Genomic DNA, 13,286 nt, shown 5'->3' on the forward strand with positions numbered 1-13,286 from the left:
TAAAGGCCCCTCAGTCCCATTCCAGGCCGCCGCGCCGCCATACGTACGCGTACGCGACGAAGACGGTGAGCACGAAGAGCAGCATCTCCACGAGCCCGAAAACACCCAGGGCGTCGAAGGTGACGGCCCAGGGGTAGAGGAAGACGATCTCGATGTCGAAGACGATGAAGAGCATCGCCGTCAGGTAGTACTTGATGGGGAAGCGCCCGCCGCCGGCCGGCGTGGGGGTCGGCTCGATCCCGCACTCGTAGGCCTCGAGCTTGGCCCGGTTGTACCGCTTCGGACCGATCAGCGTGGCCATGACCACGGAGAAGATCGCAAAGCCTGCCCCGAGGGCTCCCAGTACGAGGATGGGCGCATAAGCGTTCACCGCTCCTCGCTCCTCTCAGTCGGCACTGACTGCTGGCGATGGCATCGGACCCACACCCGACTCATACGTCCCTCTGACCCCCGTCCGTCCCGACGAAGATCGCGAACATGTGAAGCAGGTCACAAGCCCAACTGACCCGCATCTTATGCCCGCCGGTCTGTGATCTGCGACACGGGGTATTGCACAAGCTTTGTGATCTCCACCACCAGACGAAGGATCATGAAGTCGGATCAGCGGTGATCTTCACACGAGAAGCGTCCGAGTGATCACCAGAGGTGACATTTTCGCCAGTCGGCGCAGGTCGGGAGGGGCATCTCCATATCAAGAGACTTCCGCTGCATGCAAATTGGCGCTGGACGCGACTGCTTGGTAGTGGACGCGTTCACACATCAGAGGGAGGCGCGAGGACGAGTGTGGACACGTGCACACATTCACGAGCGCCGGACACCTCCGGACGCAGCCGTCGCCGTAACCGTTGCGTGACCTCCGCCACATGCGCGAGAGCCCCCCAGGAAGGGGGCTTGGCCAACTGCCCCAACCGGTGGTAGCTGCGGGGCAATTCGGGCGTAACAGCGAAAGTACATGATCACGGCCATGATCACGAGAGTCCGCTATGTCCGTTACGGCGTCAATAAAGAGTGGCACGCCCGGAATTCGGGCCACCGATTGAACAACTGTGGCGCACCACACGTTTCTTGAAGGTATGGAGGAGCCCCTGATACCAGTTGGTCTCATGTCCCACACCGCTCACATACGCAGCCACCGGAAACCCCGCCGCAGCGCGACGACTTCGATCGCCGTGCGTGCCGGAGTCGCCGGTGGCGTGCTCAGCATGGCAGCGGCGGGCGCGTCGGCTTCGGCGTTCGCCGCCGAGTCGACGACGCAGACCCTCGAACTGCCCACCCTCTCGGCCGACCTGGGCAGCCAGGTCGCCGAGTCCGCCGACGCGATGCAGCAGGCGGCCGCCAACTACCAGCTGCAGGCCGAGCGTGACGCGGCCGCCGCGAAGGCCGCGAAGCAGGCCAAGGCGGACCTCGCGGAGGCCAAGAAGAAGGCGGAGGCCAAGAAGAAGGCCGAGGAGGCACGCAGGGCCGCCGCGGAGGAGGCCGCCTCGCGCAGCTCCGAGCGGACCACCCTGTCCGCCTCCGCGAGCGCCAGCGTCTCCACGAGCTCGTCCACGGCCACCGGTTCGGCCGCGGCCGTCATCGCCTTCGTGAAGGCTCAGGTCGGTGACGCCTACGTCTCCGGCGGCACCGGCCCCAACTCATGGGACTGCTCCGGCCTCGTGCAGGCCGCGTTCAGCCAGATCGGCGTCGACCTGCCGCGCGTCTCGCAGGACCAGTCGACCGCCGGCACCCAGGTCTCGCTGAGCAACCTGCAGCCGGGCGACATCCTGTACTGGGGCAGCGCGGGCAGCGCGTACCACGTGGCGGTGTACGTCGGCGACGGCATGTTCGTCGGCGCGCAGAACCCCTCGACGGGTGTCGCCGAGAAGCCGCTGTCCTACGACCCGCCGACCGGAGCGGTACGGGTTCTCTGACGTCGGAACAACACTTGGCAGGGCCGCAGCCGCTCGGGGGCTGCGGCCCTTTCGTCCTGTCCGGGCCCTTCTCCGGCCGATCTCGCCCCCACCTGTCCCCCGGGCTGTTGGATGTGTTCTGCGGTCCACATCCGCACCACCACCAAGGGACAGGAGACATCACCATGCCCAGTGTGTTCGTCCAGGGCAGGCCCACCGACTCGTATCCGCGGCTCGCCCCCGAGGCGCGGCGCGGACAGGTACGGCGCATCACCGAGGTCGGCGAGGAGGTGCTGCACAAGCCGTGCCGGGACGTGACCGAGTTCGGGCCCGATCTCGCCGCGCTGATCGACGACATGTTCCTGACGATGTACATCGCGGAGGGCGCGGGGCTCGCGGCGAACCAGGTCGGCGTCGGTCTGCGGCTCTTCGTGTACGACTGCCCGGACGACGACGGGGCCCGGCATGTCGGGCACCTCGTCAACCCGGTGCTCGACCAGCTCGACCCGGCCGGGCGCAGGCTGCTCGACGACAGCGAGGGCTGCCTGTCGGTGCCGGGCGCCGTCATGGACGTACCGCGTCCGGACCGGGCCGTGGTCCGCGGGTTCGACAGGGACGGCGAGCCGCTCGTGATCGAGGGGACCGGGTACTTCGCGCGCTGCCTGGCGCACGAGACCGACCATGTGAACGGGCACGTGTATCTGGACCGGCTCTCCAAGCGGGAACGCAAGGAGGCGCTGCGGCAGGTGGCGGACCGGCGGGACGAGGTGTTCGCCCGCCGGGCGGTCAACATCGAGGCGCTGAACGGCGCTCAGGGCACGGTCGGCGCCTGAGGGAGGGCTCCCGTCACGCCTTCGGCGCCACCTTGCTCAGCCCGTTGATGATCCGGTCCATCGCGTCGCCGCCCGTGGGGTCGGTGAGGTTGGCGAGCATCTTGAGGGTGAACTTCATGAGCAGCGGGTGGGTCAGGCCGCGCTGGGCCGCGATCTTCATGACCTTCGGGTTGCCGATGAGCTTCACGAAGGCGCGGCCCAGCGTGTAGTAGCCGCCGTAGGTGTCCTTGAGGACCTGCGGGTAGCGCTGGAGGGCGATCTCCCGCTGGGCGGGCGTCGCGCGAGCGTGGGCCTGGACGATGACGTCGGCGGCGATCTGGCCGGACTCCATGGCGTAGGCGATGCCCTCGCCGTTGAAGGGGTTCACCATGCCGCCGGCGTCGCCGACCAGGAGCAGACCCTTGGTGTAGTGCGGCTGGCGGTTGAAGGCCATGGGGAGGGCGGCGCCCCGGATCGGACCGGTCATGTGGTCGGGGGTGTAGCCCCACTCCTCCGGCATCGAGGCGCACCAGGCCTTCAGCACCTCGCGCCAGTCGAGCTCCTTGAAGGAGTCGGAGGTGTTCAGGACGCCGAGGCCGACGTTGGAGGTGCCGTCGCCCATGCCGAAGATCCAGCCGTAGCCGGGCAGCAGCCGGTCCTCTCCGGGGCCGCGGCGGTCCCACAGCTCCAGCCAGGACTCCAGGTAGTCGTCCTCGTGGCGGGGGCTCTCGAAGTACGTCCGGACGGCCACACCCATCGGGCGGTCCTCGCGGCGGTGCAGGCCCATCGCGAGGGAGAGCCGGGTGGAGTTGCCGTCGGCCGCGACCACGAGGGGCGCGTGGAAGGTGACTTCGCGCTTGTCCTCGCCGAGTTTCGCGTGGACGCCCGTGATGCGGCCCGTGCGGTCGTCGACGATCGGGGCACCGACGTTGCAGCGCTCGAACAGCCGCGCCCCGGCCTTCTGGGCCTGGCGGGCGAGCTGCTCGTCGAAGTCGTCGCGCTTGCGGACGAGACCGTAGTCGGGGAAGGAGGCCAGGTCCGGCCAGTCGAGCTCGAGGCGTACGCCGCCGCCGATGATCCGAAGGCCCTTGTTCCGCAGCCAGCCGGCCTCTTCGGAGATGTCGATGCCCATGGCCACGAGCTGCTTGGTGGCACGCGGGGTGAGGCCGTCACCGCAGACCTTCTCGCGCGGGAACTCGGTCTTCTCGAGGAGGAGCACGTCGAGTCCGGACTTGGCGAGGTGGTAGGCGGTCGTGGAGCCGGCCGGCCCCGCGCCGACGACGATGACATCGGCGGTGTTCTCGGACAGGGGCTCGGTCACGGCGGGATCTCCCCAGGCTCGGAATGAGTTCGGAATCAAGTTCTGAATCCGCGTGCCGACCGGCACTGGACATGGGCAGTCTATTCAGCAGAATTGATCACCCGGCTGAAGGGCTGCCCCAGTGAACCGAGCTCTGCCCGTTGTACGGCTGCGTGTCCCCACCGACGAGGACGCCGTCGCCTGGCACAGGGTCTTCGACGACCCGGACGTCATGGAGTTCCACGGCGGGAAATCGGCGGAACTGTACGTCTACGAGGAGCTCACCGCGCGGCAGCGCCGGCACGACGCCGAGCGGGGTTACTGCCTGTGGACCATGGTCGGCGAGGACGGGCAGGTCATCGGCTTCACCGGAGCCCAGCCGTGGCCTCGGGACTGGGGACCCACGGGCGAGATCGAGATCGGGTGGCGGCTCGGGCGGGCGTACTGGGGGCAGGGGTACGCCACGGTGGCCGCGCGGATGACCTTGGAGCGGCTCAGGGCGGCAGGCGTCGCGGACGTGGTGGCGATGATCAGACCCGGCAACGAACGGTCGATCGCGGTCGCCGAACGCCTCGGAATGAAACTCGCGGAGACGTTCCCGCACCCCCTCCTCCAGGAAGAGGCGCTGTGCTTCCGGCTTTCCCTGCAAGGTGGTTACTCGGTGTAGCGGTCTGCTACAGATAGACACCCGACACTTCCGGCCGCCGCCGGGCCGGAGTTACCCTTCCAGTACCGCTGGGGGTGACATCTGTGCGTATAACACCCAACACGCCCGAAGTGCGCGTACCGCGTCTGGTCGGACTCATGGCCGTCGACGCGCGCGAGACGGCTCAGGCGCAGGGCCTGTTCGTCAACGCGCCGGATCGCAGGGACTTCCACCAGGCCGTCGTCGACTACGTCGTACGCCAGTACCCGCAGGCCGGCGCGGAGGTGCCGCGGGACTCGGTGGTGTACGTGTGGTTCGACCTCGGCCCGGGTGAGGGCGGCGGGGGCAGCCGTGAGCCTCGTGTGCCCCGCCCCCCGCGCGGCGGTCTCCAGCGCGAACTGGACGAGCCGGGCGATCCGTACGTGGTCCGCTGTGTGACCGGACTCTGACGCCCCGCCCCGTCCAGTCCAGTCCCGCGCCGCTCAGCTCTCCTTGACGCCCCGGTGCAGGGCCACGATCCCGCCCGTCAGGTTCCGCCACGCCACCTTCGACCAGCCCGCCTTCTGCAGGCGCTCCGCCAGGGCCGGCTGGTTCGGCCAGGCGCGGATGGACTCGGCGAGATAGACGTACGCGTCGGGGTTGGAGGACACGCTCCGGGCGACCGGCGGCAGGGCGCGCATCAGGTACTCGGTGTAGACGGTCCGGAAGGGCGCCCAGGTCGGGTGCGAGAACTCGCAGATCACGACCCGGCCGCCGGGCTTGGTCACCCGGTACATCTCGCGCAGCGCGGAGTCGGTGTCCTGGACGTTGCGCAGCCCGAAGGAGATCGTGACCGCGTCGAAGACGTCGTCCTGGAAGGGCAGCTTCGTCGCGTCGCCCGCGGTGAACGGCAGCCAGGCGTGCTTGCGCTTGCCGACCTGGAGCATCCCGAGCGAGAAGTCGCAGGGCACGACGTAGGCGCCGGTGCGGGCGAAGGGCAGCGACGAGGTGGCCGTACCCGCCGCCAGGTCCAGGATCTTCTGGGCGGGGCGGGCGTCGACGGCCCTGGCGACCTCCTTGCGCCACACCCGGTCCTGGCCGAGCGACAGCACGTCGTTGGTCAGGTCGTACCGTTCCGCCACGTCGTCGAACATCGAGGCGACTTCGTGCGGCTGCTTGTTCAGGGAAGCGCGGGTCACGTCCCCATTCTTGCAGGCCGCCCTCCCGGAAGGAGCTGCGGCTTCTTCTTCGCGGCCACGTCTTCCACCCATCCGCACACCAGCACGAACACCGCGATCAGGATCCATCCGACGCCGAACATGAACCACTGGCTCTCCAGCGGCAGCCACTTCTCGAACGCGGGCACGTTCCAGAACTGGTCGATCAGCGGCACCGCGAGGATCAGCGCGATCTCGTGCCACAGGTAGATCGTCACCGCGCGGGAGTTGAAGACCGTGACGAGACGGTCGGTCCGCCGGAAGCGGGTCAGCCACGCGAAGTCGATCCCGAAGGACGACTTGGCCCACATCAGGAGCATCACGTACCCGGCGGACCAGAAGGCCTGCGCGAGGGGGATGTCGTCGAGGTCGTACGACCCCGTCTCGGCCTGGTGGGTGAAGGCGTACCAGCCGCCGAACCCGATCGCGGCGAGTGAGAGCACGACGACGGCCGCCGGCTTCAGCCGCTCCAGAACCCCGTCCCGGTGGGCGAAGCCGAGGATCCAGCAGAACAGGAAGGTGGCCAGATCCGTCAGCGCGCTGCCGAGTCGGTCGTCCGGCGGCTCCCACAGGAAGTGGAGGACCACGATCGGGGCCAGGGACAGCAGTAGGACCGGCACCGGTGCCAGCCGGAACACCTTCAGCAGCACCGGGGACAGCAGGACGAACCAGAGGTACGTCCGCAGGTACCAGAGGATCTCCCAGGCCTGCTCGCCCCACGTGTTGCCCGGCGGATCGCCGAGCGGCACGACCCAGTAGACGATCTGCCAGCCCGGCATCCAGTCGTGGACCAGCATCGCGAGGACCACGAAGACGCCCCAGAACCAGAACGGCGGCAGCAGGCGCCGCATCCGGCTCCGGATCACCGTGCCGGCGGGCCGCTCCAGGGACTTCGCCATCAGCGTGCCGGCCAGACCGAACATGATCCCCATGGAGGGGAAGACCATGCCGGCCCAGGCCCACCCGAAGGTGTGATAGGTGACGACCCGGATCAGGGCGACGGCCCGGAGCGTGTCGAAGTAGCGGTCGCGGCCGGGGGGCCGAGACGGAGGCTTCTCCTCCTCCGCCTCGGCGTCGGTGGGAGCAGCGGGAGCCGGTGGCTCCGGTTCCGGCTCCACCACCGGCAAGGGGGCTGTCGAGTCGACGTACACCTGCGGATACGGCTGCTGCTGATAGGACTGCTGTGCATATGGCTGCGGCTGCTGTGCATAGGGCTGCGGCTGCTCCGCGTACCCCGGGTACCCGTACGCCTGGCCGTATCCCTCGTGCTGCTGCGGATACCCCTGCTGCTCCCAGCTCATCAGCCCACCCCCGCCGGGGTGCCGACCTCGCCGGTGCGCTTCAGCTTCTGCCAGCGCAGCCGGCCGCCGGTGAGCGCGGTGATGCAGGAATGGATGAGGACGAGGTACATCATCTGGCGGTAGGCCAGCTGCTGGAGCGGCATCATCAGCAGATAGCGGTACTGCTCCTTGTCCAGCTTGAAGGCGTACGCGGCGCACACGAGCTGGACACCGAGGACGGCGAGCCACGCGTACAGCGCCGCCTGGAAGTCGACGAAGATCATCGAGTAGGCGGTGAACACGTCGATCAGCGGGGCGAAGACCGGCGTGACGATCTGGAAGATCACCACCAGCGGCATACCGACCCGGCCGAAGCGGCCCGAGGGCCCCTTGTCGGTGAGGGACCTGCGGTGCTTCCACAACGCCTGCATCGTGCCGTACGACCACCGGTAGCGCTGTGACCACAGCTGCTTCAGGGAGCCCGGCGCCTCGGTCCACGCGCGTGCGTGCTCCTGGTAGACGACCCGCCAGCCCGCGCGGTGCATCGCGATGGTGATGTCGGTGTCCTCGGCGAGGGTGTCCTCGCTCATCCCGCCGACCTGGAGGACCGCCTCGCGGCGGAACGCGCCGATCGCACCCGGGATGGTGGGCATGCAGCGCAGCAGGTCGTACATCCGGCGGTCGAGGTTGAAGCCCATCACGTACTCGATGTGCTGCCAGGCACCGATGACCGTGTTGCGGTTGCCGACCTTGGCGTTGCCGGCGACCGCGCCGACCTCGGGGTTCGCGAAGGGCTGCACCAGCTGCCGTACGGTGTCCGGTTCGAAGACCGTGTCGCCGTCCATCATCACGACGATGTCGTGACTGGCGCTGCGGACACCGTTGTTGAGGGCGGCCGGCTTGCCCGCGTTCTCCTGGCGGATGACGCGGACGTTCGTCATGCCCAGTGAGCGGGCCGCCTCGCGGGCGATCTCGGAGGTGCCGTCCGAGGAGCCGTCGTCGACGACGATGACCTCGATCGGGTGGGTGCTCCTCGCCAGCGACTCCAGGGTGTTGGCGATGCACTCCTTCTCGTTGTACGCCGGGACGATCACGGTCACCGGCCTGGTGACCGCGGGCCCCCAGCTGAAGCGGCGTCTGTTGCGCTGCCGGTAGTGGCGGCGGGCGAGGATCAGCATCATCCCGAACCGCCCCATGACGGCCACGCCCACGATCGCGAGTCCGACCGACAGCGTGGGCACGGTGTACTCGGCGACGGCGACGGCCACGACGAGCGCCTTGCCCTCGTAGAGGGTCGTGCCGGTGGCCTCGCGGTGCGCGGCCTGGAGGCGGTGGGTGCCGTTCTGGTTGCCGCCCTGGAGCTGCCCGCCCCCGGTGCCGGCCGGCGCGTTCGCCTGCTGTCCGGCCCGCGCGGCCGTGTTCTGCGCCTCGATGACCCCGCTGATGGTGGTGAAGGTGTAGCCCTTCGCCTTCATCTTCTCGACGTACGCGGGCAGCGCCTTGATCGTCTGCTCACGGTCGCCGCCGGCGTCGTGCATCAGCACGGCGGCGCCCGAGGTCCCGGACGGCGTGGCCCACTTGACGATCTTCGAGACGCCCGGCTTCTTCCAGTCGTCGCTGTCGGTGTCGACGAAGACGCTGGTGTAGCCCTCCTCGCCGAGCTTCTTGTAGACGGGCCAGCTGTAGTTGTCGATCGCGTCCGTCTCCGAGGAGTACGGCGCCCGGAACAGCGTGGTGGTGATACCGGCCGCGCCCGCGAGAGCGAGCTGCGTCTGGGTCATCTCGCGCCGGACGCGGGCGTCGCTCTGGTAGGAGAGGTCGACATGGGTGAAGGTGTGGATGCCCACCTCATTGCCCTGGTCGACCATGTCCTTCACGATCCCCGGGTAGCGCGACACCATCGAGCCGACCAGGAAGAAGGTCGCCGGGACGTCGTACTTCTGCAGGATCTCCAGCACCTGGGGCGTGTACGTCGGGTTCGGGCCGTCGTCGAAGGTGAGCGCGATGGTCCTGGACGGCACGGAGGTCGTGGTCGCCTGGCCGCCCCGGAAGCTGACGATCGGCCCGCCGTTGAGGATCTTGTCGGGGACCTTGCTGGAGCCGGCACCGTCGCGCACCCGCTGGTCGCCGCCGACCTCGGCGCGCAGATAGCCGTCGAGCAGCATCACGCTGGTCAGGCCGAGCAGGAGCAGCAGGGCGAGGATGACCCGCGGTTTCTGCAGCGCCGCGGCCTTGCCCGCCGCCCGCTCGATGCGGGTGGGAGCGCGCCGGCGGCCGCGGGAGGGCGTCGTCGTGGTCATGTGGTGGGCCGTTCCGGTCAGTTGGAAGCCGCGGTGGCGGTGGCGAAGGAGGTCGCGGAGTCAGTCGCGGTCGGGGCGGCGCTCGGCGGAGCGCCCGTGGCGGTGCCGGTGGGCGGAGTACCGGTGGGCAGCGCCGGCGGGGTGCCGATCCCGCCCTGCGGCCGGAAGCCGGGGCCGGAGTTCGAGGAACCGCCGGGACCTCCGCCCGCGAAGGGCAGCAACGTCGTGCTGGAGACGCCGATGCCCATGAAGGCCAGGCCCAGCACGACGGCGTACCCGAGGGACAGGACGCCGAGGAGAAGGCCGATCCGGCGCAGCAGCTTGGAGCGGCGTCCGGAGTTGTCAACGAACACGGGCCCCTCGGCGGACCCGTTACTACCGCGTTTGCGGCGGCGACCGCGCGTTTCGGCGCGGTTTTCGGTGGCAGGCTCGGAATGCATTCCCCAGACGTTAGGCAGTCTTTATGTGTCCACATGTGGCGTTCTTGTGAGGCGCATATGAGAAACCTCTTATACTGTCCGTTTCCTGAGAGGTTCCCAGAAATCCTGCGCGACCCGCCGGGAGGTGAAGGGGGCCGAATGTCCGCCTTGCGTGACCGATTCGCTCTTTACCATCCACCTCGTCTGTGAGGTCCCTGTTCGAAGACTGTCCTCATGAAACTCAGGGGGGTGTGAGACATTCGCCCTCCGGAAAGCGACATCACGAGAGCGGGTGCATGCGAAATGCGGAGTTTCCTGAAGCCGACGGCCGGGGTCATTTGTCTGTTCGCCCTGGCCACGGCAGGGTGTTCCTCCGAATCGGACAGCGCCTCGGACGCGGAGCCCCCGAAACAGAGCGGTACGTCGAGTGCGTCACCGTCGGCGTCGTCGTCGGCGGCGGTCACTTCGTACGCGCCGTACGTCAGCGCCACCGAGGCCTCCGGCAACGACTCCGCGGGCTCGCCCTCGGTGTACAACCTCGCGTTCGTGATCGCCGACGGGAGTGACTGCACGCCGTCCTGGAACGGCACGTCGGCTGTCGGCGACTCCTCCGTCAAGTCCCGGATCGGCGCGCTGAAGGAGGACGGCGCGGAAGTGCGGGTGTCGTTCGGCGGGGCGTCCGGGAAGGAGCTGGCCGAGACCTGCTCCAGTGTGGCGAAGCTGGCGGCGGCTTACGGGAAGGCGCTGGACGCCGCCGGTTCCTCGCTCGCCGACTTCGACGTCGAGGGGGACGCGCTGACCGACTCCGACTCGGTGGATCTGCGGTCCGAGGCGATCGCGTTGCTCCAGGAGGAACGGAGCGATCTCGCCGTGTCGTTCACGCTTCCCGTGATGCCGTCCGGACTCGACGACGACAGTGTGGCGTTGCTGGAGTCCGCGAACGACAAGGCGGTTCAGGTGTCGACGGTCAACATCATGACGATGAACTACGGGGAGTCCTACGACGGGGACATGGGGGATTACGCGATCACTTCGGCGAAGGCGGCGCAGGCGCAGTTGAAGGACGTTTTCGGTACGTCCGACTCCACTGCGTGGCGGGCCCTGGCGCTCACTTCGATGATCGGTACGAATGATGTGGACGGGGAGACGTTCACGTTGTCCGACGCCGCGCAGGTGCGGGAGTTCGCCGCGTCGAAGGAGGTGGCGTGGGTGTCGATGTGGTCGACTTTCAGGGATCAGGAGTGCGAGGAAGGGAAATCCGGTGAGGATGACGCACTGACCAATTGCAGTGGGGTTTCTCAGTCGGCGGGGGCGTTCGGGGAGGCGTTGGCCGGTTGAGTTCCGGGTGCGGGTGCGGGTGCGTTGTGGCTGCTCGCGCCCACGCGGCGGAGCCGCATGACGACACAGCCCCGCGCCCCCAAGGTGCCCTTACCTACGCCGGTGCAGCAAGCGGCCCTTGATCACCGTTGCCACGCAGGCCGTCGCGCCGCTTTTCGTCAGCGCCGCCTCGTCCGGTACGTCGAAAGCCGCGAAGGTCGCGTCCGAGCCCATGTGCGGCAGCAGGGGCGTCAGGATCGCCTCCGCCAGGCTCCGCCCGATCAGCGGGTCGAAGCCGGGCCGGCCGGGAGGGGCTTCGAAGCGCTCCTCGCTCGTCATCCCCACCCGGTACAAAGCGTCTGCCACCGCCGGGGTTTGCAGGTCACCCGCCACCGCCACCACTCCGTGCGCCAACAACCGCTGCACGCCTCGCCTGGCGCTCGCGCCCCATCGGGCGTCGGTCATGTCGAGGCCCGACAGCGCCTCACCCGTGATCGGCTCGCTGCCCAAGTCCTCCCGGGGGTCCGGGTGGTAGGACCGCTCCAGCAGTTCCGGGCCGTACGGGTTCACCAGGCCCGGGGTGAGAACTCCCGGCCAGCGGCGCACCCGTGCCGTGGGATGCGCGGCCGCCAGATCCTCGTACACCTCTACGGCCGCGAACTCCCGCCCCTCGACCAGTACCGCTCCACCGGGCAAGGACGGCCGCCCGTCCCCGAAGACCACCAGGTCGGCGGTATGGATGGTCAGCAAGGCGGGCCTAGTTGGACGCGAGGATCTTCAGCTCGGGGTGTGCCGTGCCGCCCTCGATCGCCGTGGAGGAGATGTGGGACACCACGCGCGCGTCGACCGGGTCGTCGGCCGGGTCGTCGTGGACGACGAGGTGTTCGTACGTCGTGGAGCGCTGGGCCGGAACCCGTCCCGCCGTACGGATCATGTCGATCATTTCCTGGAGGTTGGAGCGGTGCTTGGCACCGGCCGCCGAGACGACGTTCTCCTCCAGCATGATCGAGCCGAGGTCGTCCGCGCCGTAGTGCAGCGTCAGCTGGCCCGCGTCCTGGCCGGTGGTGAGCCAGGAGCCCTGGATGTGGGCGATGTTGTCCATGAAGAGCCGGGAGATGGCGATCATCCGCAGGTACTCGAAGATCGTGGCCTGGGTGCGGCCCTTCAGGTGGTTGTTCATCGGCTGGTAGAGGTACGGGATGAAGGCCCGGAAGCCGCCCGTGCGGTCCTGCACGTCACGGATCATCCGCAGGTGCTCGATACGCTCGGCGTTGGTCTCGCCGGTGCCCATGAGCATGGTGGAGGTGGACTCCACGCCCAGGTTGTGCGCCGTCTCCATGATCTCCAGCCAGCGCTCACCGGACTCCTTGAGCGGCGCGATGGCCTTGCGGGGGCGCTCGGGGAGCAGCTCCGCGCCGGCGCCCGCGAAGGAGTCGAGACCGGCCGCGTGGATGCGCTGGATCGCCTCCTCCACGCTCACCTTGGAGATCCGGGCCATGTGCTCGACCTCGGACGCGCCCAGCGAGTGGATCACCAGCTGGGGGAACTCCTTCTTGATGGCGGCGAAGTGCTTCTCGTAGTACTCGACGCCGTAGTCCGGGTGGTGTCCGCCCTGGAACATGATCTGGGTGCCGCCGAGTTCGACGGTCTCCGCGCAGCGGCGCAGGATGTCGTCCAGGTCGCGGGTCCAGCCCTTGTCCTTGGCCGTGGGCGGGGCGTAGAAGGCGCAGAACTTGCACGCCGTGACGCACACGTTCGTGTAGTTGATGTTCCGCTCGATGATGTACGTCGCGATGTGCTCCGTGCCCGCGTACCGACGGCGGCGCACGGCGTCCGCGGCGGAGCCCAGCGCGTGCAGCGGGGCGTCGCGGTAGAGGTCGAGCGCCTCCTCCGGAGTGATACGCCCACCTTCGGCGGCACGGTCGAGGACGGACTGAAGGTCGGCCTTCTCGGTCACCGGGGCGTGCCTTTCGTCAAGGGTTCGGGCGGTCTGAGCCAGCCTACGCCAGCCCTCCGACAAGCCGGATGTCAGGCCGCGCGGCGCCGCGCTCGGGCAGACGGACACGACGGCCGACCGGTAGTGACTTCGCCTCCCAGTAACTTCGCGTTCCGGTGACTTCGCGTTCT

General features: G+C 68.5%; 13 protein-coding genes. 5 read left to right on the forward strand and 8 right to left on the reverse strand.

Annotated elements, in window-relative coordinates:
- Nucleotides 1–10: 10 nt before the first annotated feature.
- Nucleotides 11–370 carry an NADH-quinone oxidoreductase subunit A gene (locus tag ABZT06_RS29965; protein ID WP_007383963.1) on the reverse strand — a complete coding sequence of 120 codons (360 nt, stop codon included), beginning with the start codon at nt 368–370 and terminating at the stop codon, nt 11–13.
- Between the two features lie 733 nt (nt 371–1,103).
- Between ABZT06_RS29965 and ABZT06_RS29970 the strand changes: the two genes are divergently transcribed.
- Both ABZT06_RS29970 and def read left to right on the forward strand, forming a co-directional pair.
- Nucleotides 1,104–1,910, forward strand: a complete 807-nt coding sequence (locus ABZT06_RS29970) for a C40 family peptidase (RefSeq protein ID WP_031056829.1) — start codon at nt 1,104–1,106, stop codon at nt 1,908–1,910.
- A gap of 164 nt (nt 1,911–2,074) precedes the next feature.
- A complete protein-coding gene (gene def, locus ABZT06_RS29975) occupies nt 2,075–2,722 on the forward strand; it encodes a peptide deformylase (RefSeq protein ID WP_355747636.1) in 648 nt (215 codons plus the stop codon).
- Nucleotides 2,723–2,735: 13 nt separating this feature from the next.
- On the opposite strand, the gene ABZT06_RS29980 is transcribed toward def, so the two are convergent.
- Nucleotides 2,736–4,022 (reverse strand): geranylgeranyl reductase family protein, encoded by a 1,287-nt coding sequence (locus tag ABZT06_RS29980; RefSeq protein ID WP_355747639.1) that lies wholly within the window; start codon nt 4,020–4,022, stop codon nt 2,736–2,738.
- A 121-nt stretch (nt 4,023–4,143) separates the two neighbouring features.
- Here ABZT06_RS29980 and ABZT06_RS29985 point away from each other — a divergent pair, with 121 nt between their 5' ends.
- Nucleotides 4,144–4,668: a GNAT family N-acetyltransferase gene (locus ABZT06_RS29985; protein WP_355747644.1), complete on the forward strand. Its 525-nt coding sequence runs from the start codon at nt 4,144–4,146 to the stop codon at nt 4,666–4,668.
- 110 nt (nt 4,669–4,778) lie between these two features.
- Nucleotides 4,779–5,096, forward strand: a complete 318-nt coding sequence (locus tag ABZT06_RS29990; protein ID WP_355747992.1) for a PASTA domain-containing protein — start codon at nt 4,779–4,781, stop codon at nt 5,094–5,096.
- Nucleotides 5,097–5,129: 33 nt separating this feature from the next.
- Here ABZT06_RS29990 and ABZT06_RS29995 read toward each other — a convergent pair whose 3' ends face one another.
- Genes ABZT06_RS29995 through ABZT06_RS30010 form a run of 4 tightly spaced genes read right to left on the reverse strand, consistent with a single transcriptional unit; the run spans nt 5,130 to nt 9,776 of the window.
- The gene (locus ABZT06_RS29995) at nt 5,130–5,825 is read right to left on the reverse strand and encodes a demethylmenaquinone methyltransferase (RefSeq protein WP_355747647.1); all 696 of its coding nucleotides are present in this window, start codon (nt 5,823–5,825) and stop codon (nt 5,130–5,132) included.
- Nucleotides 5,822–7,144 carry an acyltransferase gene (locus ABZT06_RS30000; RefSeq protein ID WP_355747650.1) on the reverse strand — a complete coding sequence of 441 codons (1,323 nt, stop codon included), beginning with the start codon at nt 7,142–7,144 and terminating at the stop codon, nt 5,822–5,824. The genes ABZT06_RS29995 and ABZT06_RS30000 overlap by 4 nt, the downstream gene beginning before the upstream one ends.
- Nucleotides 7,144–9,423 carry a glycosyltransferase gene (locus ABZT06_RS30005; RefSeq protein WP_355747653.1) on the reverse strand — a complete coding sequence of 760 codons (2,280 nt, stop codon included), beginning with the start codon at nt 9,421–9,423 and terminating at the stop codon, nt 7,144–7,146. The genes ABZT06_RS30000 and ABZT06_RS30005 overlap by 1 nt, the downstream gene beginning before the upstream one ends.
- Nucleotides 9,424–9,440: 17 nt before the next feature.
- Nucleotides 9,441–9,776, reverse strand: coding sequence for a hypothetical protein (locus tag ABZT06_RS30010; RefSeq protein WP_355747656.1), 336 nt, complete (start codon nt 9,774–9,776; stop codon nt 9,441–9,443).
- Between the two features lie 369 nt (nt 9,777–10,145).
- On the opposite strand from ABZT06_RS30010, the gene ABZT06_RS30015 reads away from it, so the two are divergent.
- Nucleotides 10,146–11,180 (forward strand): chitinase, encoded by a 1,035-nt coding sequence (locus ABZT06_RS30015; RefSeq protein WP_355747659.1) that lies wholly within the window; start codon nt 10,146–10,148, stop codon nt 11,178–11,180.
- 90 nt (nt 11,181–11,270) lie between these two features.
- Here ABZT06_RS30015 and ABZT06_RS30020 read toward each other — a convergent pair whose 3' ends face one another.
- Together ABZT06_RS30020 and mqnC are read right to left on the reverse strand one after the other, a co-directional pair.
- Nucleotides 11,271–11,909 carry a hypothetical protein gene (locus ABZT06_RS30020; RefSeq protein ID WP_355747662.1) on the reverse strand — a complete coding sequence of 213 codons (639 nt, stop codon included), beginning with the start codon at nt 11,907–11,909 and terminating at the stop codon, nt 11,271–11,273.
- Nucleotides 11,910–11,916: 7 nt separating this feature from the next.
- The gene (mqnC, locus tag ABZT06_RS30025; protein WP_355747665.1) at nt 11,917–13,116 is read right to left on the reverse strand and encodes a cyclic dehypoxanthinyl futalosine synthase; all 1,200 of its coding nucleotides are present in this window, start codon (nt 13,114–13,116) and stop codon (nt 11,917–11,919) included.
- Between the last annotated feature and the right edge of the window lie 170 nt (nt 13,117–13,286).

Origin of the sequence: Streptomyces sp. NPDC005483 (assembly GCF_040606035.1) — a bacterium.
Taxonomy (GTDB): Bacteria; Actinomycetota; Actinomycetes; order Streptomycetales; family Streptomycetaceae; genus Streptomyces.